Here is a 22,703-nt window from a genome sequence, read left to right on the forward strand (position 1 = left end):
GAATAATTGCTATCCAGCTTCAGGTGTGTGAGGTGGTTGCATATACTCATAATTCTGGTTGACAATAATAACGGGAACTGTTTTTTAGCGCCTTTACCGAATTGGTGATTTTTATAACAATTACGAACCGATTGGAACAGCGTTGTTTAGAATTTGCCACATAAACCTGGCCAAGGGGTTTCGAGGCGGAGAACGGCAGACCGAACTGTTAATCAGAGCGATAGGTGCTTTTGAAGATGTCTCTCAGACAGTTATCCTTCGCAAGGATTCGCCGTTGATCGACCGGCTTGATGGCAGTTCTCCAAGGCTTGAACTGCATGTCGTATCCAAGCCATATATCCGATATGCTTTCTTAATCCGTGATTGCAGCCTCATCCATGCACATGAGGCCAAAGCCGCCCAGTTTGCGTACCTGTCAAGCAGGCTGTATCGGCGACCTTATTTAATTACCCGACGGGTCCCCAACCCCATTAAGTCCAACCCTCTAAGCAGGCGGATTTATATCAAATCAAATATGGTGGTGGCATTGTCCGGAGCCATAAGGGATTTGCTTGTGAAATATGACAGTAGGCTGAAGCCAGTGATCATTCCCAGCATGGTCAGCAATCTGCCGTTTGACCCGGTGTCAAAGGACGAAATCAGGCGTCGCTTTACTGGCAAGTTCCTGGTCGGCCATGCCGGCGCCTTGGTCAATCGTCACAAGGGGCAGCAGTACCTGTTGGAAGCTGCAAGTATCCTGGAAAATGTCTATCCGAACATCCATTTTCTTTTCTTAGGACAAGGAGAGGACGAGAGCTGGTTGAAAGGCCTGGCAGATGGGTTGAGCAATGTGACTTTTACAGGATTTATTGAAAACTTAGGCGATTATCTTGCTGCTTTCGACCTCTTTGTATTTCCGTCTCTCCAGGAAGGTCTGGGCTCGGTCCTTTTGGATGCGATGCAATTCAGATTGCCTATTGTGGCAAGTGATGTAGATGGAATTCCAGATATCATTGAACACGAGAAAACAGGTTTGCTAGTGCCTCCAAGGGATGGCAAGGCCCTTTCCAGGGCCATCGAGAACCTGTACCTGAGTGGGGATAAGCGCTTGATGTTGTCCGAAAACGCTTATGCAGCAACAGTGAAATATCATCCGCGAGAGATTGCCGCTCTTTACTTAAGTGCATACAAGCAAATACTCAGCAGGCTGATCTGAATCCCCCCTCAGGGGGTTAAACGCGCATGTCGATTATCAGAATTTAGAGCAGAACCAAATCGTCAAAGGGTGTTATGATTAAAAATATTCAAGAATTACATCAATTCCTGCCATCCATAAACGGCGCAAGCCGTTCCAAGAATCATTTTTGTGAAACCATGGGGCTTCTTGGAGTCGCTATCTATGCCTTTTCTTTTCCCTTTTCCAAAGATCTCTGTTACGTTGGTGAGTGGTTGATGCTTGGCGCTTTCGTCTTATCTCTTCCCCACATCTGGCCCATCATGAAAAACGATCCCTTATGGATCGCCTTTGTGGCATTTCTCATTTTTATGTTGTTTAAAGCCATTTTAACGTTGGTGGCATATTCAGGTGAGCTGGGTGAGGTCTTGAATGCTATCCGTTGGCGTGCGCGTTTTTTCTGGCTTTTTATTGTCGCCTGGTGGGTCGGCGGTACGAAAAGCTCTATATTGAGATTAATGGCTTTCGCCCTTGTTGGTTTTTTCATCTTATTGTTAATCGGCTATGAGCCCCACCTTTTTCAAAAAATAATGAGAGGAATGAGGGTTGGTTTCGGGTTGAATCCCCAACATTTCAGCTTGTTTGCAGCTACAGCGCTCTGTGGATGTCTTTTTTTTGCAAAGAATTTTTGGGGAACCAGATATCGATACGCAAGAATTGTAATATGGAGCCTGCTGGTCTCGTGGTTATTGGTGCTGATAATTGCATCCCAAGTACGTGCCACCTGGATAGCAGTGATCGCTGTCTTGGTTTCATCAGGAACATACGCTCTGTTCGCCGTTCTTTTTAATGAAGCGAAAAAAAGATCGATGCATATGGTTTTAGGGCTTATTTTTTTGGGAGTGCTTTTGGGGGTGGGATATCATTTTTTTCATGAGCCGTTACATAATAGAGTATATCGTGATTGGGATTCCGTGAATAACATGATTTCTTCAGGTTTTGAAAATATCGACCCTACGACCTCTTCGGGGATTAGGATGACATTGTGGAAGTGGGCGGTCGATAAAATCAAGCAACACCCGATCGTCGGATGGAAAATTGACAACAGCAGCAGGGACTATCTCGGAAAGGAAGGTCTAGACAAACGTGTTGCAAAATTTCATCATGTGCATAACAGCTACCTGGAAATCTTGTTGAATCAAGGTGTGTTGGGTTTCGCACTGTTTCTATTTTTTCCATGCTATGTAATTTTCTCAGTTTCTTCATGTTACCGAAGGGAGAAAATCCCGTTTCATTATTACGCCTTTTTCTTAAGTGTCGTCATTCTTTTCAGTATCGTTAACCTGTTCGAGGCCTATTTTACGACTTGGCTTTTTTGGCCATATTTTTCGGTTTTTTGGGGCGGTTTTTATTCGTTCGCGCTATGGTCTCGGAAAAATCCTTAAAACACACTGCCGAAATGACTAATTCCGATATCAACTTTTCGATAATCATCCCCTGCTACAATGCCTCCATGTACATAGATAGAGCCATCAACTCAGCATTGGCCCAAAGGATAGGCAACTATGAGATCATAGTTGTAGATGATGGCTCCACCGATACGACGGATGATATCTTGCACGCATACGTATCCACGAATAAATATCGAATTTCCTCTATTCGTCAAGAAAACAGAGGGCCTGCCGCTGCACGAAATAGGGGAATATCCGAATCTAAAGGCGAATATCTGCTTTTTCTTGACGCAGACGATGAGTTGTTGCCAGACGCATTACAGGCGTTTCAATCAACTCTGTGTGAAGCCAACTTCAAATACGATTTTGTTTATGCCGGGCATTATTCTGTAAATATAGCTGGTAAAACCAAAAAATTGTGTCCGGAATCAAGAGAGGTTAAGGGTCCCCGCGAATTTAAGCGGCTCATTGAGGGCAAGGGTGTAAGCCCGACCCATGGTGCTATAGTTATACGCAAGAGGTGCTTCCAGAAACTGTCTTATCCAGAATCGATTCGATGCAACGAGGATTTTGTTCTGTTTGCGCATTTGTTCGCTTTGTATTCAGGTAGAGCGATATCGCGCCCTGTGGTTTTCAAATACAAGCGGGAAGGAAGCTTACGTGGTGACACACAGGCTATTGTCGATGCCGTGACCAAAGCGCCCGCCCTGCTTTTCGACCCAACTGTGCTGCCGGATGAGTATTTTAAGTTCAAACCGCTTTATGTCGCCAAAAGATATTTGGAGAAGGCAAGAATCAATTTCAAAAACAGGGAATTTTCTGAATTTCGCAAAACATATCATCAATCAATAGAGGCTTATCCTCGAACCATCTTTAAACACAGGTTTCTTATTAGATATCTCTACGCTATTGCCTGGTTGGCTTTAAATCATGGGTAGAGAGTATCTCAAAATAGAAGGCAATGTGCATGGTTGATAAAACACTTCCGATATCTCTGGTAATCATTACCTATAACGAAGAGAAAAACATACGTCGATGCCTTGAAAGCGCTTTTGGGATGGTTTCGGAGATTGTCATAGTAGATTCCGGTTCTACAGATGGAACAACCCGAATCGCCTCCGATTACAACGCTCACGTTTATCACAACCCGTGGCCAGGTCATGTAGCTCAGAAAAATATTGCACTATCGAAATGCACCCAGCGATGGGCTTTATCTTTGGATGCCGATGAGGCCATGTCCATAGCTTTGCGTTTTTCCATTGAAAATTTATTCCGTCGAGGTGAACCGGATCGATCCGGATATTGGATCAATCGGAAGAATTTTTACCTTGGCGAATGGATAGAGCATGCTTGGTATCCCGAATGGCGCCTTCGAATGGTAAAAACAAACAAAGCCCTTTGGGTGGGATCCGATCCTCACGATAGATTGTCAGTCAGTGGCCCGACTGCTAAATTAACTGGAGATATTTTGCATTATTCATATGCCGATCTCCAAGATCATATCAGCCGGACCATCAGCTATGGGCGAATTGGGGCTCATACCCTGGTGAGTCGAGGACAGGATTTTAAATGGTATAAGCTTGTTTTTTCTCCTCTTATCAGGTTTGCTAAAAGCCTGATATTGAAACAGGCATGGCGGGATGGTTGGCGAGGATGGATTATCGCTTACTCCTCTCTGATAGCCTGTTTTGTAAAGTATGCTCTCGTGTTCGAAGCGAAATTGAATAGAGAATCCAAAGCTGATGAGGAGGCGGAATGGAAAGCGCCGAAGTAATATCGCTGAAATACCCGCTTGTATTTGTGGTGGGTATCGCCCACAGCGGATCGACTTTGTTGGGAAAATTGCTTGACATGCACTCTCAAGTGTTGTGCGTCGGGGAATTGTTGCGCATAAGGGATGCAATAGAAAAGGCTTATCCTTGCAGTTGTGGCAAGAAGCTCGAGGATTGCGATTATTGGCACAGACACATTGAATGGATAAAAAATGAGGCCGGCCTGAATTTCAAACACTTTACGCAAGGACTATATGCGAAATTGTGTGCACTTTCGGGCAAAAACGTCGCTGTCGATCTGTCAAAAACAAGGGTGTTGCGTATGATGGATGGTTTTTTCGTCAATAGAATGAAGAGATTTAGAGACGCAGGCTTTATTCTGCTCCTGCGAGATCCCAAAGGGATAAGCGCCTCTGCGATGCGCCGAACAGATAAGTCGCTGGACAGATTTTTAAATAGATATCTTAAATGGATGAACAGATTTCAGAAATTGGTTGATAACGAAGGTGACAGGGTGCTTATCCTGAAATACGAGGATTTATGCAACACACCTGATCAGGAAATTATGCGTCTTTGTCAATTTATAGGTATAACATTCGAACCAGGAATGATGGCCCCTTCTGACAAAGAACATCATTTTGTTCATAGCAGTACCTCAAATTATATGAAAAACTTAAACACCCTGAAAGTCGATAATCGCTGGCAGCATGAGCTCCGAAATGATGATATTGCGAAGATTGACTTCATCATTAACAAGGTGAAGTTGTTAAGGCAGGCATACGCAGGTAGTTAATCATTTTAAGTGCGTTATGAGATGACATCACTGAAGTAATGAATTTAGGTTGAAAGAGGGGGGATGACTCGGAATGAGGGTGGCTTTGGTTCATCCGCACTATCGTCCAGACGGTGGTGCGGAGACGGCGGTTGTTCATACTTTAAATGCACTGCGACTTAAGGGTGCACAGGTAAGTATCATCTCCAGGCATTGGTCAGAAAAGGACAGAGACAATCAGGTAATAACGTGCAATCCGTTTTATATCGGCAGATTATGGCGTGAATTGGGATTCGCCAAGAAAGCAGAAGAAATTGTTTCCACACTGCAAGTCGATATCGTTCAATCTCAAATTAGAATGTCCGGTTGTGATATATATCGCGCAGGTGGAGGGGTGCATCGTGAATGGCTGCGTCAAAGGAACAGGATTTCCGGCCCTTTTAGAAGGTTGTTGACTATATTGAGTGCATATCATGGCTACAAATTGCATTCCGAGAAGCAAATCTATTCTGATGAACGGTTGAAGGCGGTCATATGTAATTCACATATGGTGAGCCAAGAGATTAAAATGTATTACGGAGTACCTGTTGAAAAGATCCATGTGATTTACAACGCAGTGGATCTCCGAAAATTCGATGCAACCGCCAATAAGGAAAGAGGGCGCAATCTTAGAGACCAATTGGGAATAGCGGATGATAAAATCGTTTTTCTTTTTGTCGGGTCTGGCTATGAGCGAAAGGGTCTATCCACGCTATTGGAGTGCATGGCGAATATGCCGGGCGACTGCATTTTGGTCGTGGTTGGTAAAGAATCGCGTATACGGAAATACTATCGTAGATGCAGGCAGTTGGGCCTTTCTGAAAAGGTTATTTTCGCAGGAATGCAAAAGGATGTGGTGCCATACTATGCGGCTGCCGATGCCTTTGTTTTGCCAACATTATATGATGCCTTCGCCAATAGTGTTCTGGAAGCCATGGCTTCCTCGTTGCCAGTCATCACAAGTTTAAAGTGCGGCGCTGTGGATCTCATCGAGAATGAACGAAATGGTTTTTTATGCGACTCCCTCGATAAAGAACTTATTATTAAGTACATGCACTTACTGAGAAACCCCGCTATTAGATCAACTGTAGGAGATGCAGGCCGGAAAACTGTTGAAAATTTCACTACAGAAAATATGAGCAAACAACTCTATACTCTTTATGAAGAAATATTGGGTTGAAAATATGCTGCCGGTCAAAAGGCGCGTTGTTATAGCACCCTCATGGAAAGGTAACCTTGAAGTCACTGCTTTGTGTGACAATTTAGAATTACAAGTATCGTCTGCCACCGCTGAAGTATTTAAAGATGACGCTGCAGCCAAGGTGGTGGCGACCGATTTTTTTTCACAGAGACTGATTGTGAAGCAGTACAATCCCAAGAACCTCCTAAAATTGTTGAGCCGAATGCTTAGAAAGTCAAATGCTCTAAAAACATGGGAAAACGCAAATTATCTTTTCAATGAGGGCGTTGAAACGATCAGGCCGGTTGCATTGATAGAGGATCGTATCGCAATTTTCAGCATCAAATCTTTTTTTGTAGGAATATTTATTCCCGGAGACGACGCTAGGACATTTTTCAGGGATAGGAGCAAAACTTCCAGTGAGCGGCGTGACGTAGCGGAAAGAATCATCGATTCACTGGTTGCGCTGCACTCAAAGAACATCTTTATAGGCGACACCAAGGACACAAACATCGTAATAGGGCTGGATGAAATTTTTTGGGTGGATCTGGAAGAATTGAGCCACCCGAGATGGAAATGGCTCCGGCGTAAAAAGATGATCCGCGACTGGCAGGTGTTTTTTTACAATTGGAGAAACGATAACCCCAGTCGGAAGCTTTTTTACGAGGTAGCAAAAGGTAGATTGGATCGACGGCTTTATTGGGCTCTTGTTAGACAAGTGGCATCTTACAGCAGAAAGAAGTTCAAAATTGATGAGGTTCAATCACGATTATCGGGGGCAACCGACAATGCAGACAAAATATTGGCCCAGGTGAGACAGATTGTGCAAGGTTCGATCAATCCCGCCTGGGAAAAAGTGGAAAGTTCCAATTCCGCCATCGTTGCCCGCAGGGATATAGACGGTGCCTTGTTGTACTGTAAAGTATATCTCCCCAGAAACAATAAGGAAGGGTTGAAGCGATTGTTCAGGGCGGGGCGGGGAAAACGTGCGGTCAGAAACGAGCAAATGATGCGCGCTGCGGGCTTTTCTGTTCCTGAAACGCTTTACTGGGGGAGGCAAAAAGTGAGGGAATATACTGTCTCCATAGGCATCGATGGGATCTCGATGATTACTTGGTTGAATCAACACCGCCATGATCCAAAAGCCAAGCGCACGGTGTTACGACGATTGGGCGAAGAAGTGGGAGCATTGCATTTGGCGGGATTTGCACACGGCGATCTGAGAATGGGCAATGTGCTGTTGCAAGGGCCACCCGAAATTCCAGAATTCGTGTTTCTCGATAACGAACGTACATCACATTTTAGAAAGATACCAAAAAGACTGGCCATTCAGAACCTGCGGCAGATCAATACGGACGCCGTATCCAGGTTGAGCCGAAGCGACCGGTTGCGGATTTTCAGAGCCTATCAGAGCGTGTATGGCGCTTTTAAAAAAAAGGCGGAAAAGAGAATGATTGCAGAAATAGAACACCTGACCAGAAAACGGCTTGCCGCCGCGTTAAAATAAACTCCGGATCGAAGCCAGAATAGAAACCAAAAGCTATGAACACTTATAAAAATTCAATGCACGTGCTTCTGTTTACCTTTTTATACGCCTTGGGGCTTATCCCCCGGAGATGGTCGTCCGCCATTGCCAATGCAATAGGGACTATATGGTATGCTGTGGACAAAGGCCATAGAGATATAGCCCATGAAAACATGGCCAGAGTGTACGGTGACAAGAAGAGTCGGGTGGAAATTAGAAGCGCCACACGCCGTAGTTTTGGCCAGATTGCCCAAATTCCGTTTGAAATGGGGTGGGCCTTGAGAATGAACAGGCAGGATTTCATGCGGCACTGCAAGATCACGGGGCTGCCGAATTTGCGCCGGGCATTCGCCAAGGGCAAAGGCGTGTTGATCCTTACGCTTCACATCGGCAATTGGGAATTGCTACCTATGGCTTATATCGACAGCGGTTTGAATGTAAGTATGGTTTATCGGCCCTTGGACTTCAAACCTGCCGACGAGTTCATACTCAATTATCGTTCCAGACATGGGGCTCAGCCGATTCCTAAAAAGAAGTCCATGCGCCGGATATTAAAAGCTTTAGCACAGAGAGATTGCGTGGGCATATTGCTAGATCAGACAGCAGGCATGAAGGCTGGAATCTTGCTGGAGTTTTTTGACCATCCGGCGTGGACCAACAAAGGCCTGGCGCTGTTGGCCTCAAAGACCCAGGCGCCGGTGATCACTTCATTCCTGATACGTAATGGCCTGAATTATGAAGTCCATATCGGTCCGGAAATCCCACTGGTTCACACCGGCAGAAAAGAAGATGATGTTCGAATCAATACGCAGCGTTATAATCAAGCACTGGAGGAGATCATCCGCAAATATCCAGAACAATGGCTCTGGATGCACCGGCGATGGAAACAGAGAGGGAAAAAACGCAAAATCAAAAACGTATCATAAAAAGGGTATGTTTGAGTCCGCGCCATTGACTTGCTTATCCGCGAACTGAATCTCATACAACTTAGCGTACTCCCCACCGCTTTCAAGTAATTCGGTATGGGTGCCGGTCTCGACGATGCGGCCATCGACCACTACGGCGATGCGGTCCGCTCCTGATATGGTGGAAAGTCGATGGGCGATGACCAGCGTGGTTCGTCCCTTCATCAGGTTTTCCAGCGCTTTCTGAACGATACCCTCCGCTTCAGAATCCAACGCAGATGTTGCTTCATCTAAGATGAGTATCGGAGCATCCTTGATAAGCGCCCTGGCGATACAGAGGCGCTGCCTTTCACCACCGGAAAGACGCCCCCCCAATTCTCCGATCATCGTGTCGTAGCCTTTGGGAAAACGCTGGATGAAATCATGGGCGTAAGCCGCCCGCGCTGCGGCTTCAACCGCATCGTCCGGGGCCTGTCGATTGCCGTAACGGATGTTGTCCCGCACGGTTTCATTGAATAAAATTGGTTCTTGTGTAACAATTGCAATTTGTCGGCGCAGGTCGGAGGCCTTGAATTCGCGGATGTCGATGCCGTCCAGGGTGATCGATCCGTCCGTTACGTCAAAAAACCTGGGAATCAAATTGGCTATGGTACTCTTACCGCCTCCGCTCATGCCCACCAAAGCCAACACCTTGCCTGGATCCATGCTGAGGTCGATGCCTTTGAGGACTGGTTTATCTTCGTAACTGAACTCGACCTGATTGAAATGGATGCTATGGGTGTCGGTGTCGGGAATGGTCTGCGGAATTACCGGATCGGGAATATTGTTCGGTGTTTCGATGACATCGTAGATTCGATCGGTTGCGGCCAATCCGCTCTGAACTTTAGTGTTGAGCTTGCTGAGTTTTTTGATCGGTTCGTAAAGCAAGATGACGCAGGTCAGAAAGCTGATGAATGCACCTGGGGTGGTTTTATCCTTGATTACCTCCCACCCGCCGTACCAGATCACCAAAGCGATGCCGATGCCGGCGATAATTTCCATCAGTGGAGAGGCGATGGCGCGAACCTTAACGCCTTTGATTTCCAATCTGAAAAGATCGGCGGTCTTGCCGAAGAACCGCTGCTTTTCGTGCGTTTCCATGCCGAACGCTTTGACGATCTTCGTTCCGGCGAGGGTTTCATGCAAAAAGGCGGTCAGTTCGGCCATCGCCACTTGGCAACCCGTGCTGATTTTTCTGACCCGACGGCCCAACAGAAAGACAGGGTAGAAGGCGATGGGCAGCACGACAAAAGCCAGAAGCGCCATTCGCCAGTTCAGATATAGGATCACCCCCATAAGGCCGAGAACCGATGTCGTATCGCGCAGAACTCCGGCCACTGCGGTGGATACCATATTTTTAAGCTGGTTCACGTCGTTCGTGATCCTGGACATCAGGACACCGGTGCGCTCTTTTTGAAAATAGGAGAGCGGCAGGTCCTGAATCTTGTCATAAAGTTCATCACGCAGACGACGGATGACGTTCTCGCCGACATAATTCATGAAATATTCGTAACCATATTCTCCAAAGCCTCTGAATAGAAAGACCACGAGTATAGCCAACGGCAGTAAAAAAAGTCCGGCGGCATTCTTGTTCATGAAAATGTCGTCGATCACCGGTTTGGTCAGATAGCCCATGGCGCTGGTGGTGGCCGATATGACCACACTACACAGCCCTGCCATTATCAAACGTCCCGCGTTCTGTTTGATCAATGCCAGCAATTTTTTGTGGCGCGGTTGGAATTCGAATTTAAATGGAAATTTCAACAAAATATCCTTTGGGTATGTTTTCTTGAGTGATCCGGACGGTCAAACCGCCCCGTTTTTAACCCATACCATCTCGTTTGTAAATGGTGCGGGTTTGGCCAATAGGGCAGAAGTGCAGGAACAAATGCGGGAAAACCATTGCAGACCCTAAAACAACATGGGTTGGGATATTCGTTGCCAACCTATCTGCAGCGTTATATAAGAACCCAAAAAATGAAGGCCAAAATGGCGTCTTACCGCTTAGTTTCTGTAATGACTTTGGTGGTGCCCGGCAGCCGAAATATAATCATAAACGAGCCTATGCCTCATAAAGAGATCGACCTGAATCATCTAAAAACCTATGTCGCCGCTGATCGGCCGTCCAGCGTGACGACCGCCTTGGAAGGCGTGCCGCCGCGGGCAGGTATGACAATCAGGCAGTTTCTCGACGAATTGCCTGGGCTGCTGAAGGCCGAGGATTTAAAATCAGTGGCCCGGGCCGTCGTTGCGGCAAGGGACACAAGAAAACCGGTCATCGCCATGCTGGGTGGCCATGTGATCAAGACCGGCTGCAGTCCGATCCTGGCCGATTTGGCCGTCCATGGTTTCATTACCCACTTTGCGTCCAACGGCAGTGCAGCGGTTCACGATACTGAGCTGGCCACTTGCGGGCATACCTCCGAGGATGTTGCAGTTCAGCTGGCAGATGGCTCTTTTGGCATGGCATCGGATACGGCTGAATTGATCAATCAGGCGGCAATTCGCGCCGTGCGAACCGGCGAGGGGTTCGGCGAAGCGATGGGGGCCATGCTGGTGGAACAAAATGCGCCCTATTTGGAGCGGGCATTGCTCGCCCACTGCCGGCGGATCGGAATTGCCTATACCCTTCATGTAGCGATCGGCACGGATATCGTCCATCAGCACCCGTCGGCCGACGGTGCGGCCATCGGAGCGGCCTCCCTGCGCGATTTCAGAATCTTCGCGGCTGCGGTGGCGGATTTGGATGGCGGGGGGGTGGCGTTGAATCTGGGCAGTGCCGTCATCATGCCCGAGGTGTTTTTAAAGGCCCTGGCCATTGCGCGCAATCTGACCGGTGGGCCCAGGGATTTTACGACCGCCAATTTCGATATGATCCAGCACTACCGACCATCGGTCAATGTGGTTCAACGGCCGATTCTATGCGGAGGACACGGATATGCGATCACCGGCCATCATGAAATCATGATTCCCCTGCTGGCGGCGGCCATACACGCATATGCCTGAACCGGAATCCGGAAGCTGTGGTAGGGTGAGGAGTGGTGATGTTTGCGGAAATCTTGGAACGCCATCTGGCGTGCTTTAAGCAACTGCCGGACCTGGAGCGAGAGGTCGACGATATCGCCAAACGCCTGAGCGGCGTGATCGCCGGCGGTCATAAGGTTCTCATCTGCGGAAACGGTGGATCGGCCGCCGACGCCCAGCATTTCGCCGCCGAGCTGATCGGTCGTTTCGAAAATGAGCGGGCGGCCTGGCCGGCGGTGGCCCTGACCACCGATACCTCGATTCTGACGGCCGTTGGCAACGATTACGGTTTTGACCAGGTATTTGCCCGTCAAGTGCAAGGGTTGGGGCGGTCCGGCGACGCGCTTATCGGCATTTCCACATCGGGGAATTCCGGCAACGTGATTCAGGCCGTTCAGGAAGCCAGAAAACTGGGAATGTATACCGTGGGGTTGCTGGGCAAGTGCGGCGGCGCCATTAAGCCGCTGGTGGATTCGGCCATCGTCATCGACGATCCCGCCACTGCGCGCATCCAGGAGGCCCATAGTTTTATTCTCCACTACTGGGCCCTGGTGATCGAAAACCGCATCTGCGCCGCACGGTCAGAGTAAAAACCACGCTCAGGCGCAACCGGCATAACCGACTCAGGTACCCTCATGCAGAAAATGCCAATCTTATTTGAAGAAGCGGATATTCTCGTGGTCGGCGACGTGATGCTGGACCGCTATGTCTGGGGCCAGGTCAAACGCATATCACCCGAAGCGCCGGTACCTGTGGTACAGGCCCAGCGCACCACGGAAACCTTGGGCGGCGCGGGCAATGTGGCATATAATCTGGCCGCTTTGAATTGCCGGGTGAGCCTCATCGGTGTGTGTGGCGCGGACCCGACCGCTCGATCGCTGCGCGATCTGCTCACCGCCAAGAAGATAGACGATCTTCTGCTCGCGGATCCGGCGCGGCCGACGACCACCAAGACCCGCATCATGGCCCATAAGCAACAGATACTCCGCCTGGACGACGAGCAGGTCCGTCCCATGGATGCGGAGATCATCGCCGGGATTCGAAATGCCTTTTCAACCGGATTGGAGCGCTGCAAGGCGGTGGTCCTTTCGGACTACGGCAAAGGCGTATTAGCGGAGACTTCTTTTGTCCAGGAGATGATTCAGGCCTGCCGCAGCCGTTCGATTCCCGTACTGGTGGATCCCAAGGGCATGGATTGGCAGCGCTACCGCGGGGCCTCGGGCGTTACCCCCAATACGGCCGAGTTGGAGATGGTGGCCGGTTCTGCCCTGGAGACCGATGAAGCCGGATTGATCGCTGCGGCCGAGCAGACCCGAGAACGTTACGGCCTGGAATGGTTGCTGGTTACCCGCGGGGCAAAAGGCATGTGCCTCGTCCGGTCCGATACGACACCGCTTCTCATTCCAGCTCAGGCACGGGAAGTTTTTGACGTGTCGGGTGCCGGCGATACGGTCATCGCCACCCTGGCCGCGGCGCTGAGTGTCGGCACGCCGCTGGCCGATGCCGCCCGGATCGCCAATCAAGCAGCCGGGATCGTTGTCGGCAAGCTGGGCACCCAGCCCATCCTGGCGTCTGAGCTGGCTACGGCCCTGCACTTCAACGACCAGCGTCGCTTTTTTCCCTATTCTGCGGCCAAGTTGTCCGATGTGCCGGCTGCCACGGAAAAGATCGGCCAGTGGCGTGCCGCTGGAGAACGCGTGGTTTTTACCAACGGCTGTTTCGATCTGCTGCATCCCGGCCATATCAGCCTGCTCTACAAAGCCCGCTCACTGGGCGATCGCCTGGTGGTGGGGCTCAATACCGATGCCTCGATCAAACGGTTGAAGGGCAGCGGCCGTCCGATATTATCGGAACACGATCGTGCGGCCATGTTGGGCGCCCTGGCATGTGTGGATTTGGTGGTGGCCTTTGACGAAGATACGCCCATCGAACTCATCAAAGCCTTGCAGCCGGATATTTTGGTCAAAGGATCGGATTACAAGCCCGACCAGGTGGTGGGTAAAGAGGTGGTCGAGTCGTATGGCGGATCGGTCCAACTGGTGGATCTCGTGGAGGGCTACAGCACCACCCGCTTGACCGAGAAGGTGATCTTGGAATATCAGCGGCGGAGCACCCGAATTGACGCCAAGTAGCAAGTTGACCAGACCAATCCACCTGCAAGGGCTACCGGTTCTCCTCTTCGAGCAGCCGTTCAAAGTAGGCAATGGTTTTTTTCAGCCCCTCATCCAGGCCGACCACCGGTTGCCATTGAAGCTCCTTGCGAGCCAGCGCGATGTCGGGTTTGCGTTGGCGTGGATCGTCCTGTGGTAAGGGTTTGTAAATCACCTCGGAAGCGCTGCCCGTTAACTCGATCACCTTACGGGCCAGTTCCATGATGGTGAACTCGGCCGGGTTGCCCAGGTTGACCGGTCCGATCATCTCATCGGAAGAATTCATCAACCCGATCAATCCCTCGATCAAGTCGTCGACATAACAGAATGAGCGGGTCTGTTGCCCCTGACCGAAAACGGTGATCGGCTCGTTTTTAAGGGCCTGCACGATGAAGTTGGAAACCACCCGGCCGTCGTTGGGGTGCATGCGGGGACCATAGGTGTTGAAGATGCGTGCCACTTTGATTTTCAAGCGATGCTGCCGGTAATAGTCGAAGAAAAGAGTCTCGGCGCAGCGTTTGCCCTCATCGTAGCATGAACGGATGCCAATGGGATTGACCCGGCCCCAATAGGATTCCGGCTGGGGATGTACCTCCGGATCCCCGTAGACCTCGCTGGTGGAGGCCTGGAGAATCCTGGCCCTCACCCGCTTGGCCAAGCCGAGCATGTTGATGGCGCCGTGGACACTCGTTTTGGTCGTCTGCACCGGGTCGAACTGGTAGTGGATGGGTGAGGCCGGGCAGGCCATGTTGTATATTTCGTCCACTTCGAGGTAGAGTGGAAAAGTCACATCATGCCGGATGAATTCGAAATCGGGATGATTCAGCAAATGGCGGATGTTGCGTTTGGTGCCCGTGAAGCAGTTGTCCACACACAATACATCATGGCCCTGTTCAAGCAGCCGTTCGCACAGGTGGGACCCGAGAAATCCACAACCCCCGGTGACCATGATCCGTTTGGACAGATGCATCTGCTTCCCCTTTTCTGCTTGAGGTATCATTATTTCGGTCCGATTGCCTTGTAACCGATTTTCACCCTGAAGTCCATGTCCCCCGGCGGTGTTTGGTGCTTGTGTATATTTTAGAATAAAATGCAGAATACTTGGATGTATCGCTTGGTGGTTGCACTTTTGATAGAAGTATGGAAAATAACGCTTCCATCAACCCACGAGAAGGAGGGACCATGGCCATCGATCAACATTTACTGGAACTCCTGGTTTGCCCGCAGTGCAAGGGGGATATCCGTTTGAATGCCAAAGGGGACGGACTGATTTGCGATGCATGCAAGTTGGTTTACGAAATCAGGGATGATATTCCGATCATGCTTATCGAAGAAGCCAAACCATTGTCCGAAACCGCTTCATGACATGCATTGCCTGATGGGTCTCTCTGGCCCCGACCGCTTGTTGTACTTTAAAAGCCTTTTTCAGCGGGAGGCAATGTTGCCATGAGTCTGCCGCAGCCGCCTCAACCGGCCAAACTGATCGTCGGCCTGCTTTTGAAAGAGCAGTCCCTGGTGCCGGAGCTGGCCGAGGCACTAGAGACTGAATTTGGCGCCATAGACATGGTGAGTCCTTGGTTTACTTTCGATTATACCAAATATTATGCATCGGAGATGGGGCAACCCTTGCACCGCCGCATGCTCGTCTTCGAGGAATTGATGCAACAGCATGCGTTGGCCCAAATCAAGCTGACGACCAACCGCATAGAAAACCAGTACGCGCGTGACGGTAAACGACAGGTCAATCTCGATCCCGGGTATCTGCTGTATGAGCGATTCGTCCTGGCTACCGGTAAAAACTACACGCATCGCATATATATAGGTGAAAATATTTATGCCGATCTGACCCTGATCTATCAACAGGGCCAATACCGTGCGTTGTCCTGGACCTATCCGGATTATGCGGATGACCAGATGCGCCGGTTTCTTCTGAAGGTCCGTCAAAAATACGGAGCCGATTTGAACCGCAACGGGGCGGGATTGCAGCTCGGATCATAAAACCCCGACCTGTCTCGATCCTTAATACTAATCAAACGAGAGCGAGATCCAATGCTCAAAAGCATGACCGCATATGCCGGTGCCGAAAAATCCGAGGGAGAATTGACCGCCAATGTCGAAATGCGTTCCTACAACAGCCGCCATCTGGATCTGGCCGTTCGAATGCCGCACGGCTATGCGGCATTAGAAGAAAAGGTCAAGGGCAAGATTGCCACCGCGTTGGTTCGCGGCCGCGTCGAAGTGCGCATCTGGGTCAAGGATACCTCCGAGCAGGCGTGTGCATTCGAAGTGGACAGCGCAAAAGCCAGGGCCTTTCATGCGGCCGTAACACGCCTGAAAACCGAATTGAATCTGGCCGGAGAGTTGTCGCTGGATCGTCTCATCGATGTCAGCGGGATCATCCAACCGGTGGAAGATTGCACCGCCACCGATGCTGCCTGGCCGCTGATCGAGGCCGCCTTGTCGGAAGCTTTGGCCTCCCTGGATCAGATGCGGCTGCAGGAGGGCAATCACATCGGGGAGGATTTCGCGCAGCGTCTGGAGCTGATTGAAACACACTTGGACGCGATCGAAAAAGAGTCAGCCGGGCTGCCGGCTCTTTATCGTGATAAATTGACATCCCGCATCGAATCCCTGACCCAGGGGGTGGTCGAACTGGATCCGGTTCGCATCGTCCAGGAGGTGGCCGTAATGGCGGACCGCAGTGACATCTCCGAGGAGATCGTCCGGGCGCGCAGTCATATGCTGCAGTTCCGGGCCCTGGTGAAGGGGCCAGAGCCGGCCGGCCGGCAACTCAATTTTCTGTTGCAGGAATTCAATCGGGAATTTAATACCATGGGATCCAAAATCGGACAGGCCGACTTGGCCCATTCCATAGTGGCTGTCAAAGCGGAGATCGAAAAACTGCGCGAACAGGTGCAAAATATCGAATAAGCCTCGGACGAGAGGGAAAAAGAGGGGCGGATGGAAAAAAACCTGCTCAATATCGGATTCGGCAACACCGTAGTGGCCGAGAGGGTGGTGGCCATCGTTTCACCCAACTCATCACCCATGAAACGGCTCAAGGACGAGGCCCGGGATGACCATCACTTGATCGATGCCACACATGGCCGGCGCACCCGTTCGATCATCATCATGGACAGCAACCATATCGTGCTGTCGGCCATCCAGGCCGAGACCATTTCCCAGCGTTATGAAATGCTCAAAGAGGCCGAAGAGTAAGTGACCATGCACACATGGACCGACACAGATTCCCACGCCCGGACCAACCGCTCAGGAAAACTCTTCATCGTCTCGGCCCCTTCCGGCGCAGGCAAGACGACGTTGTGCGGCATGGTCAGGCGCCATTTTAAAGACCTGGCGTATTCCATATCCTCCACAACGCGCACACCAAGACCAGGCGAGCGTAATGGGATCGACTATTTCTTCGTGAGCCGGGAAGTATTTGAAGATGGGATCGCACAGGGCCGTTGGGCGGAGTGGGCCGAGGTGCACGGCAATCTATACGGCACATCGGCCCAATGGATCTCACAAGCCTTGTCTGAGGGCAGGGATATTCTCCTGGATATTGACGTCCAGGGGGCCCGCCGGCTGCTCACCCATTTCCCGGATGCGGTTACTATCTTCATTTGTCCCCCCTCCATGGCCGACTTGGAACAGCGTTTGAGGCAACGGGGCGATGACGACGAAGCCACCATCGCCCTCCGGCTGCGTAACGCCCAAGCCGAAATGGATCAGAAGGACATGTATCGACACGTCCTGGTCAATGATGATTTGGACCAGGCCAAATCCGAACTCATTGCATTAATTGACAGCTACCGATCCCCAGCTTGAAAAATCAGTTCATTCACTTACGTTATATCGTAATACAGGGATCGGATGACAGGCGAATGGTTCATATTCAATGGATGTGCTTTATGGATACCATCCGGTCCTGGAGGCGCTGCGGGCGCGACGGCGCCGGATCGGCAAGGTATGTCTCGGGAAGGGCAAAGGTGCCCCGCGGAGGCAGGCCATAGCCGATGCGGCTGGTCAAGCGGGGGCCGCAGTCGAATGGATCGCCGCCCAGCAGATCACGGCCATCGTGGGGCACCCGCGCCACCAGGACGTTTGTGCCCAGGCGTCGCCCTATCCGGTGGTCACACTCGAAGCTCTTATGGACGAAATCACCAAGTCGAGCCGCCCCCCATGGCTGCTGCTGCTCGATCAGGTGGTCGATCCGCAGAACCTGGGTGCCATGGCAAGGACAGCCCACTGTGCGGGCATGCAGGGGATCGTCATACCCAAGGATCGTTCGGCGCCGCCATCGGCTGCGGCCAGTAAGGCCTCGGCCGGTGCACTGGAGCACATGCGCATTGCGTATGTGACCAATCTGGTGGATGCCATAGTAAGATTGAAAGAAAAGGGCATGTGGGTGGCCGGTGCGGATCGAGATGGTGAACAGTCCATTTTCGAGGCCGATCTGGCGGGACCTTTGGCCATCGTCATTGGTGGTGAAGAAAAAGGATTGCGTCCCCTGGTCCGGAAACACTGTGATTTCATCGTCTCCATTCCGCAGACCGGTCCGGTCGGTTCCCTGAATGCTTCGGCGGCGGCGGCCGTTATCGTCTACGAATCCTTTCGGCAGCGCCTCGTCGCATCGCGGCATGGCGACTGAGCGCTCGTTTAGCCACAAGATTCCAACGAGTGACCGGCCACAAATAGGCAAATTTGGTTGAGATCAAGGCGTGCGAAAAATTTTACCGCAGGCATATAGTTGATATTCCGAGGATAAAATTTTGAGTAGAACGCAGATATCGGGCAAATTGGCCATTTGTGGATGGGCACTGACGAGTGCCCGTTCAGATATCGGGCCGATTGGCCATTTGTCGATGGGTTCTCACTATACCAACTGCAGCGCGACAGAGGAGGTCGACGATCAATATGGAAAACAGGCAACCTCAGAAAATTAAACTGAAGGCAGACGGTGCACTCGATGTTCCCGAGACCCCGATCATTCCCTTTATCGAAGGCGACGGCATCGGACGCGACATCTGGCCCGCTACCCGGCTCGTCCTGGACAAAGCCATCGAGGCGGCTTACGGGGGCCGGCGCAGAATCGAGTGGCATGAATTGCTCGTGGGAGAGAAGGGTTTTCATGAAACCGGCGAATGGCTGTCGGAGGAGGCTTTGGCGGCGATTCAGGACCATGTCGTTGCCATCAAGGGACCGATGACGACGCCCATCGGCACCGGGATCCGCAGCTTGAACGTGGCCATTCGGCAAAAGCTGGATCTCTATGCCTGCGTGCGTCCGGTCCGTTATATCCATCCGGTGCCGAGTCCGATGAAATCACCGGAAAAGATCGACATGGTCGTGTTCCGGGAGAACACCGAGGATCTGTATGCCGGCATCGAATGGCAGGCGGGCAGCGATGAGGCGCGCAAGGTCATCGACTTTTTGAATACCCAGATGGGAACGGAACTCTCGGGCATGACCGGCATCGGGATCAAACCGATCAGCGAAAAGAACACCAAAAGGCTGGTGGCCATGGCGATTGCCTATGCCGTCGAACAGGGGCGTAGCAGCGTGACCCTGATGCACAAAGGCAACATCATGAAATTCACCGAGGGCGCTTTCAGCCGCTGGGGCTACGAAGTCGCCAGGGAACGGTTCGCCGAGCAGACGCTTACCGAGGCGGATCTCTACGACCAGCATGGCGGACGACGCCCGGAAGGCAAGGTGGTCATAAAGGACCGCATTGCCGATATGCTGTTCCAGCAAGTGCTGCTGCGGCCCGACGAGTTCGACGTCATCGCCACCCCCAATCTCAACGGGGATTATATTTCCGACGCGCTCGCGGCCCAGGTCGGTGGGCTCGGTATGGCGCCGGGCGCCAACATTGGCGATACGTGTGCGGTGTTCGAGGCCACCCACGGCACGGCCCCCAAGTATGCCGGCCTGGACAAGGTCAATCCGAGCTCCCTGATCCTGTCGGGCGCGATGATGCTCGATCACATGGGCTGGAAGGAGTCTGCTGACAAGGTCAGGAGGGCATTGCAGGCCACTGTAAAAGACGGGATCGTGACATACGATTTGGCGCGACAGATCCAGGGGGCCAAGGAGGTCAAGTGCTCGGCGTTTGCAAAGGCGATCACCGAACATCTATAGGGCATGTGGACCTCGATTCGAGGTTCTCATCGCCCGACGGCGGGTTTTCGCCGCTTTGCAAAGGTCTTGGCCAAGTGTGCCGCAACCTGATCCTCACCTTGGGCCAAGCGCTCTTTCCGGCGACCTGCTATGGGTGCGGCCAACTGTTTGGTTTGCCTCGCCCGGCATCCGGGAATCTCCTGGCGAACCCCGGCGACACCGCTCGTTACCATCCGAGCGACGAAGTGTTGCGCGGCTTCTTGTGCAAGTCCTGTTTGTCCCGCTACGAGGCGGCGATTTCGCCGCTTTGCTCGCGATGCGGGTTGCCCTTTGCGTCGTCTCAGGCTGTCGACCATGTCTGTGCAGAGTGCCAGGTTCGACCACCTGCCTACATCATGGCGCGGGCCAGCGGTGTGTATAATGACGTATTGAAAACCATGATCCATCATTTCAAATATGGCGGTCGCGAACACTTGGCCAGACCCCTGGGGCGGATGATGTGGCGAACCTTACGTGAAAACTGGCAGCCCGATCAGATTGACCGGGTCGTCCCCGTGCCCCTGCACACCAGCCGTTTGCGATACAGGGGATTCAATCAGGCGTACGCCTTGGTTCGCGAATGGCCCAGGTTGGCCGCCCATGGCGATTGGCGCCTTTCCGGCGATTGGTTGGCCCCTGACCTATTGGAACGCCGTCGCCCCACCCAGCACCAGACCGGTTTGGACAAGGGACAGCGATTGGACAATCTTTCCGATGCGTTCGGACTGGCCAAAGGGCATGCCATCCGTGGCCTAAAAGTCTTGCTGGCGGATGATGTCATGACGACCGGTGCCACCGTGGAAGCATGCAGCCGAGCGCTGCTAGACGCCGGCGCGCGGGAGGTGCATGTGCTTGCCGCGGCCCGGGCGGTACGATAGGCGGACGCGATGCGCTGGGTCCAACGCCATGGCTTGAGATATCTGCAATTCGCGCAACTGGACGCGATTCCGGGATTGTGGCACGGCATCTTCACGCGCTTCTGCATGGATGGACGGGAAGGTTCGCCCTCTGCTTTCAATATCGGGTTGAACGTCGGCGATTCGGATGCGAGGGTCCATCGTAATCGGTATCGCATGTTGGATGTTTCGGGATGCCGAACCGCCGTTTTTGCACGGCAAGTCCACGGTCATCAGGTGGCCCTCTGGCAATGCCCCGCGGCGGACCATCCGAAGGGGCAGGGGCGTGATGTGGTTTACCTGGAAGGCGATGCCCTGGTGACCGACCAGCCTGGGGTGGCGCTGGTCATTCAGACCGCTGATTGCCAAAGCGTGCTGTTGGCCGATCCGGAACGGGGCGTGATCGCCAATGTACACGCCGGATGGCGGGGGAGTATCGCCGACATCGTGGGGCGCACCGTTGGCACCATGGTTTCGCAATTCGGTTGTCTGCCCGAGAACATTGCGGTTGGCGTCGGTCCTTCGCTGGGGCCTTGTTGCGCCGAGTTCATCAACTACCGTGACGAGATCCCGCCTGTTTACTGGCGCTATAGAGGGGCGGGCGATCGTTTCGACTTCTGGCGTTTGAGCATCGATCAGTTGGTCAGCGCAGGCGTACCGGATCATCAGATTGCGTTGTCGAACATCTGCACGCGATGCAATACATCCACCTTTTTCTCGCATCGGGGGGAGGCGGGCAGGGCCGGCCGGTTTGCATCGGTGATCCTGATGGAGAGTCGATTGAGAGAATCCAACACAAGGGAACTCAAATGATCCAGCAGCAAGCAACCGTATTATGGAATCAGCCTGTGGGCCCCGGATGTTACCGGATGGGTTTGGCGTGCACCGGCGGATACGAGGCGGCCGTGCCGGGCCAATTTGTCATGCTCCAGGTCGAACCGGGATTGGCCCCGTTATTGAGACGCCCCTTTTCGATCTTTGCGCTCATCGGCGACAGGGATCGTCCCAAGGGCATCGAATTGCTATACAAGGCGGTCGGGAAAGGCACCCTCAAGATGGCCCGGATAGAACCTGGCCAGCGCGTCGATCTCCTAGGTCCACTTGGGCGGGGGTTCAGGGTGAACGTCGGTGAGTCATCGCAGATATACCTGGTCGCCGGCGGCATGGGGGTGGCACCGATTCATTTCCTGGCAACCCATCTCAAACAGTCAGGAGTCGATACAACCGGGTACAGACTTTTTCTTGGCGGCCGGTCGCGAGCCGATGTGTTGTGTCGAGATGAATTCGTCGCCATGGGAATGCCGGTGACGGTGACCACCGACGATGGCAGCAGTGGGGAACAGTGCTTGATCACCGATCCATTGGAGGAAGCCGTGCGACGCAAAGCGCCGGATATGATTTTCGCCTGCGGACCTCACGGGATGTTGCACTGCCTTGCCGGCATGGCCAAGCGTTATCATGTGGCCTGCCAGCTCTCCATGGAAACGATGATGGCCTGCGGGATGGGGGCTTGTCTTGGATGCGCGGTGCCGATGGCCGAGAGCGGGCAAGGGTACCGCCACGTGTGTGTCGACGGACCGGTCTTCGATGTGGGCGAAGTGAAATGGTAGGCCGCCTTCTAAGGGCTCATTT

The 22,703-nt window shown here is 52.2% G+C and carries 23 protein-coding genes; 21 read left to right on the top strand and 2 right to left on the bottom strand.

Features of this window, described 5'->3' with window-relative positions:
• The first annotated feature begins 274 nt into the window (after positions 1-274).
• The 8 genes from DFT_RS08855 (at position 275) to DFT_RS08890 (ending at position 8,818) form a co-directional block, all read left to right on the top strand.
• Positions 275-1,195: a glycosyltransferase family 4 protein gene (locus DFT_RS08855; protein WP_054030844.1), complete on the top strand. Its 921-nt coding sequence runs from the start codon at positions 275-277 to the stop codon at positions 1,193-1,195.
• Positions 1,196-1,269: 74 nt separating this feature from the next.
• Complete coding sequence (locus DFT_RS08860) at positions 1,270-2,598, top strand: O-antigen ligase family protein (RefSeq protein WP_054030845.1); 1,329 nt, start codon at positions 1,270-1,272, stop codon at positions 2,596-2,598.
• A gap of 14 nt (positions 2,599-2,612) precedes the next feature.
• On the top strand, positions 2,613-3,542 hold the full coding sequence (locus DFT_RS08865; protein ID WP_054030846.1) for a glycosyltransferase family 2 protein: 930 nt from the start codon (positions 2,613-2,615) through the stop codon (positions 3,540-3,542).
• 29 nt (positions 3,543-3,571) lie between these two features.
• Complete coding sequence (locus DFT_RS08870; RefSeq protein WP_054030847.1) at positions 3,572-4,378, top strand: glycosyltransferase family 2 protein; 807 nt, start codon at positions 3,572-3,574, stop codon at positions 4,376-4,378.
• Complete coding sequence (locus tag DFT_RS08875; protein WP_054030848.1) at positions 4,360-5,169, top strand: sulfotransferase family protein; 810 nt, start codon at positions 4,360-4,362, stop codon at positions 5,167-5,169. Before DFT_RS08870 ends, DFT_RS08875 begins: the two co-directional genes overlap by 19 nt.
• 73 nt (positions 5,170-5,242) lie before the next feature.
• Positions 5,243-6,367, top strand: coding sequence for a glycosyltransferase family 4 protein (locus DFT_RS08880; protein ID WP_054030849.1), 1,125 nt, complete (start codon positions 5,243-5,245; stop codon positions 6,365-6,367).
• A gap of 4 nt (positions 6,368-6,371) precedes the next feature.
• On the top strand, positions 6,372-7,874 hold the full coding sequence (locus tag DFT_RS08885; RefSeq protein ID WP_054030850.1) for a lipopolysaccharide kinase InaA family protein: 1,503 nt from the start codon (positions 6,372-6,374) through the stop codon (positions 7,872-7,874).
• 35 nt (positions 7,875-7,909) lie between these two features.
• The gene (locus DFT_RS08890; protein WP_054030851.1) at positions 7,910-8,818 is read left to right on the top strand and encodes a lysophospholipid acyltransferase family protein; all 909 of its coding nucleotides are present in this window, start codon (positions 7,910-7,912) and stop codon (positions 8,816-8,818) included.
• Here the strand turns inward: DFT_RS08890 and msbA are convergent.
• The gene (msbA, locus tag DFT_RS08895; RefSeq protein ID WP_152971908.1) at positions 8,813-10,600 is read right to left on the bottom strand and encodes a lipid A export permease/ATP-binding protein MsbA; all 1,788 of its coding nucleotides are present in this window, start codon (positions 10,598-10,600) and stop codon (positions 8,813-8,815) included. The genes DFT_RS08890 and msbA overlap by 6 nt on opposite strands.
• A 300-nt stretch (positions 10,601-10,900) precedes the next feature.
• On the opposite strand from msbA, the gene DFT_RS08900 reads away from it, so the two are divergent.
• From DFT_RS08900 to hldE, 3 genes are read left to right on the top strand one after another with little or no spacing between them, the layout of a single operon-like run.
• Positions 10,901-11,842: a GSU2086 family protein gene (locus tag DFT_RS08900; RefSeq protein WP_054032417.1), complete on the top strand. Its 942-nt coding sequence runs from the start codon at positions 10,901-10,903 to the stop codon at positions 11,840-11,842.
• Positions 11,843-11,880: 38 nt separating this feature from the next.
• A complete protein-coding gene (locus DFT_RS26955; protein WP_054030852.1) occupies positions 11,881-12,450 on the top strand; it encodes a D-sedoheptulose-7-phosphate isomerase in 570 nt (189 codons plus the stop codon).
• Positions 12,451-12,504: 54 nt separating this feature from the next.
• Positions 12,505-13,992 carry a bifunctional D-glycero-beta-D-manno-heptose-7-phosphate kinase/D-glycero-beta-D-manno-heptose 1-phosphate adenylyltransferase HldE gene (hldE, locus tag DFT_RS08910; RefSeq protein WP_200907046.1) on the top strand — a complete coding sequence of 496 codons (1,488 nt, stop codon included), beginning with the start codon at positions 12,505-12,507 and terminating at the stop codon, positions 13,990-13,992.
• A gap of 31 nt (positions 13,993-14,023) precedes the next feature.
• On the opposite strand, the gene DFT_RS08915 is transcribed toward hldE, so the two are convergent.
• Positions 14,024-14,980 (bottom strand): UDP-glucuronic acid decarboxylase family protein, encoded by a 957-nt coding sequence (locus DFT_RS08915; protein ID WP_054030854.1) that lies wholly within the window; start codon positions 14,978-14,980, stop codon positions 14,024-14,026.
• A 212-nt stretch (positions 14,981-15,192) separates the two neighbouring features.
• Between DFT_RS08915 and DFT_RS08920 the strand changes: the two genes are divergently transcribed.
• The 10 genes from DFT_RS08920 (at position 15,193) to DFT_RS25750 (ending at position 22,681) form a co-directional block, all read left to right on the top strand.
• Positions 15,193-15,375, top strand: coding sequence for a Trm112 family protein (locus tag DFT_RS08920; RefSeq protein ID WP_054030855.1), 183 nt, complete (start codon positions 15,193-15,195; stop codon positions 15,373-15,375).
• An 81-nt stretch (positions 15,376-15,456) separates the two neighbouring features.
• Positions 15,457-16,008, top strand: coding sequence for a DUF4416 family protein (locus DFT_RS08925; RefSeq protein WP_054030856.1), 552 nt, complete (start codon positions 15,457-15,459; stop codon positions 16,006-16,008).
• A gap of 51 nt (positions 16,009-16,059) precedes the next feature.
• Positions 16,060-16,941 (top strand): YicC/YloC family endoribonuclease, encoded by an 882-nt coding sequence (locus tag DFT_RS08930; RefSeq protein WP_054030857.1) that lies wholly within the window; start codon positions 16,060-16,062, stop codon positions 16,939-16,941.
• A gap of 30 nt (positions 16,942-16,971) precedes the next feature.
• The gene (locus tag DFT_RS08935) at positions 16,972-17,229 is read left to right on the top strand and encodes a DUF370 domain-containing protein (RefSeq protein WP_054030858.1); all 258 of its coding nucleotides are present in this window, start codon (positions 16,972-16,974) and stop codon (positions 17,227-17,229) included.
• A gap of 6 nt (positions 17,230-17,235) precedes the next feature.
• The gene (gene gmk / locus DFT_RS08940) at positions 17,236-17,841 is read left to right on the top strand and encodes a guanylate kinase (protein WP_054032418.1); all 606 of its coding nucleotides are present in this window, start codon (positions 17,236-17,238) and stop codon (positions 17,839-17,841) included.
• Positions 17,842-17,911: 70 nt separating this feature from the next.
• Entirely contained in the window at positions 17,912-18,664 is a 753-nt protein-coding gene (rlmB, locus tag DFT_RS08945) for a 23S rRNA (guanosine(2251)-2'-O)-methyltransferase RlmB (RefSeq protein WP_054030859.1), read from the top strand.
• A gap of 266 nt (positions 18,665-18,930) precedes the next feature.
• Positions 18,931-20,157 (top strand): isocitrate dehydrogenase (NADP(+)), encoded by a 1,227-nt coding sequence (gene icd, locus DFT_RS08950; protein WP_054030860.1) that lies wholly within the window; start codon positions 18,931-18,933, stop codon positions 20,155-20,157.
• The gene (locus DFT_RS08955) at positions 20,118-21,053 is read left to right on the top strand and encodes a ComF family protein (protein ID WP_152971909.1); all 936 of its coding nucleotides are present in this window, start codon (positions 20,118-20,120) and stop codon (positions 21,051-21,053) included. The genes icd and DFT_RS08955 overlap by 40 nt, the downstream gene beginning before the upstream one ends.
• Before the next feature lie 9 nt (positions 21,054-21,062).
• Entirely contained in the window at positions 21,063-21,884 is an 822-nt protein-coding gene (gene pgeF, locus DFT_RS08960; RefSeq protein ID WP_054030862.1) for a peptidoglycan editing factor PgeF, read from the top strand.
• A 56-nt stretch (positions 21,885-21,940) separates the two neighbouring features.
• Positions 21,941-22,681 (top strand): dihydroorotate dehydrogenase electron transfer subunit, encoded by a 741-nt coding sequence (locus DFT_RS25750; RefSeq protein WP_161807112.1) that lies wholly within the window; start codon positions 21,941-21,943, stop codon positions 22,679-22,681.
• The last annotated feature ends 22 nt before the right edge of the window (positions 22,682-22,703 follow it).

This window comes from Desulfatitalea tepidiphila, from assembly GCF_001293685.1.
Lineage (GTDB): Bacteria > Desulfobacterota > Desulfobacteria > Desulfobacterales > Desulfosarcinaceae > Desulfatitalea > Desulfatitalea tepidiphila.

What these genes read in the sequence shown, in the direction of transcription:
- DFT_RS08860 (WP_054030845.1), top strand. Translation starts at nt 1,270, where the DNA reads ATGATTAAAAATATTCAAGAATTACATCAATTCCTGCCATCCATAAAC.
- DFT_RS08865 (WP_054030846.1), top strand. Translation starts at nt 2,613, where the DNA reads ATGACTAATTCCGATATCAACTTTTCGATAATCATCCCCTGCTACAAT.
- DFT_RS08870 (WP_054030847.1), top strand. Translation starts at nt 3,572, where the DNA reads ATGGTTGATAAAACACTTCCGATATCTCTGGTAATCATTACCTATAAC.
- DFT_RS08875 (WP_054030848.1), top strand. Translation starts at nt 4,360, where the DNA reads ATGGAAAGCGCCGAAGTAATATCGCTGAAATACCCGCTTGTATTTGTG.
- DFT_RS08880 (WP_054030849.1), top strand. Translation starts at nt 5,243, where the DNA reads ATGAGGGTGGCTTTGGTTCATCCGCACTATCGTCCAGACGGTGGTGCG.
- DFT_RS08885 (WP_054030850.1), top strand. Translation starts at nt 6,372, where the DNA reads ATGCTGCCGGTCAAAAGGCGCGTTGTTATAGCACCCTCATGGAAAGGT.
- DFT_RS08890 (WP_054030851.1), top strand. Translation starts at nt 7,910, where the DNA reads ATGAACACTTATAAAAATTCAATGCACGTGCTTCTGTTTACCTTTTTA.
- DFT_RS08900 (WP_054032417.1), top strand. Translation starts at nt 10,901, where the DNA reads ATGCCTCATAAAGAGATCGACCTGAATCATCTAAAAACCTATGTCGCC.
- DFT_RS26955 (WP_054030852.1), top strand. Translation starts at nt 11,881, where the DNA reads ATGTTTGCGGAAATCTTGGAACGCCATCTGGCGTGCTTTAAGCAACTG.
- hldE (WP_200907046.1), top strand. Translation starts at nt 12,505, where the DNA reads ATGCCAATCTTATTTGAAGAAGCGGATATTCTCGTGGTCGGCGACGTG.
- DFT_RS08915 (WP_054030854.1), bottom strand. Translation starts at nt 14,980, where the DNA reads ATGCATCTGTCCAAACGGATCATGGTCACCGGGGGTTGTGGATTTCTC.
- DFT_RS08920 (WP_054030855.1), top strand. Translation starts at nt 15,193, where the DNA reads ATGGCCATCGATCAACATTTACTGGAACTCCTGGTTTGCCCGCAGTGC.
- DFT_RS08925 (WP_054030856.1), top strand. Translation starts at nt 15,457, where the DNA reads ATGAGTCTGCCGCAGCCGCCTCAACCGGCCAAACTGATCGTCGGCCTG.
- DFT_RS08930 (WP_054030857.1), top strand. Translation starts at nt 16,060, where the DNA reads ATGCTCAAAAGCATGACCGCATATGCCGGTGCCGAAAAATCCGAGGGA.
- DFT_RS08935 (WP_054030858.1), top strand. Translation starts at nt 16,972, where the DNA reads ATGGAAAAAAACCTGCTCAATATCGGATTCGGCAACACCGTAGTGGCC.
- gmk (WP_054032418.1), top strand. Translation starts at nt 17,236, where the DNA reads ATGCACACATGGACCGACACAGATTCCCACGCCCGGACCAACCGCTCA.
- rlmB (WP_054030859.1), top strand. Translation starts at nt 17,912, where the DNA reads ATGGATGTGCTTTATGGATACCATCCGGTCCTGGAGGCGCTGCGGGCG.
- icd (WP_054030860.1), top strand. Translation starts at nt 18,931, where the DNA reads ATGGAAAACAGGCAACCTCAGAAAATTAAACTGAAGGCAGACGGTGCA.
- pgeF (WP_054030862.1), top strand. Translation starts at nt 21,063, where the DNA reads ATGCGCTGGGTCCAACGCCATGGCTTGAGATATCTGCAATTCGCGCAA.
- DFT_RS25750 (WP_161807112.1), top strand. Translation starts at nt 21,941, where the DNA reads ATGGGTTTGGCGTGCACCGGCGGATACGAGGCGGCCGTGCCGGGCCAA.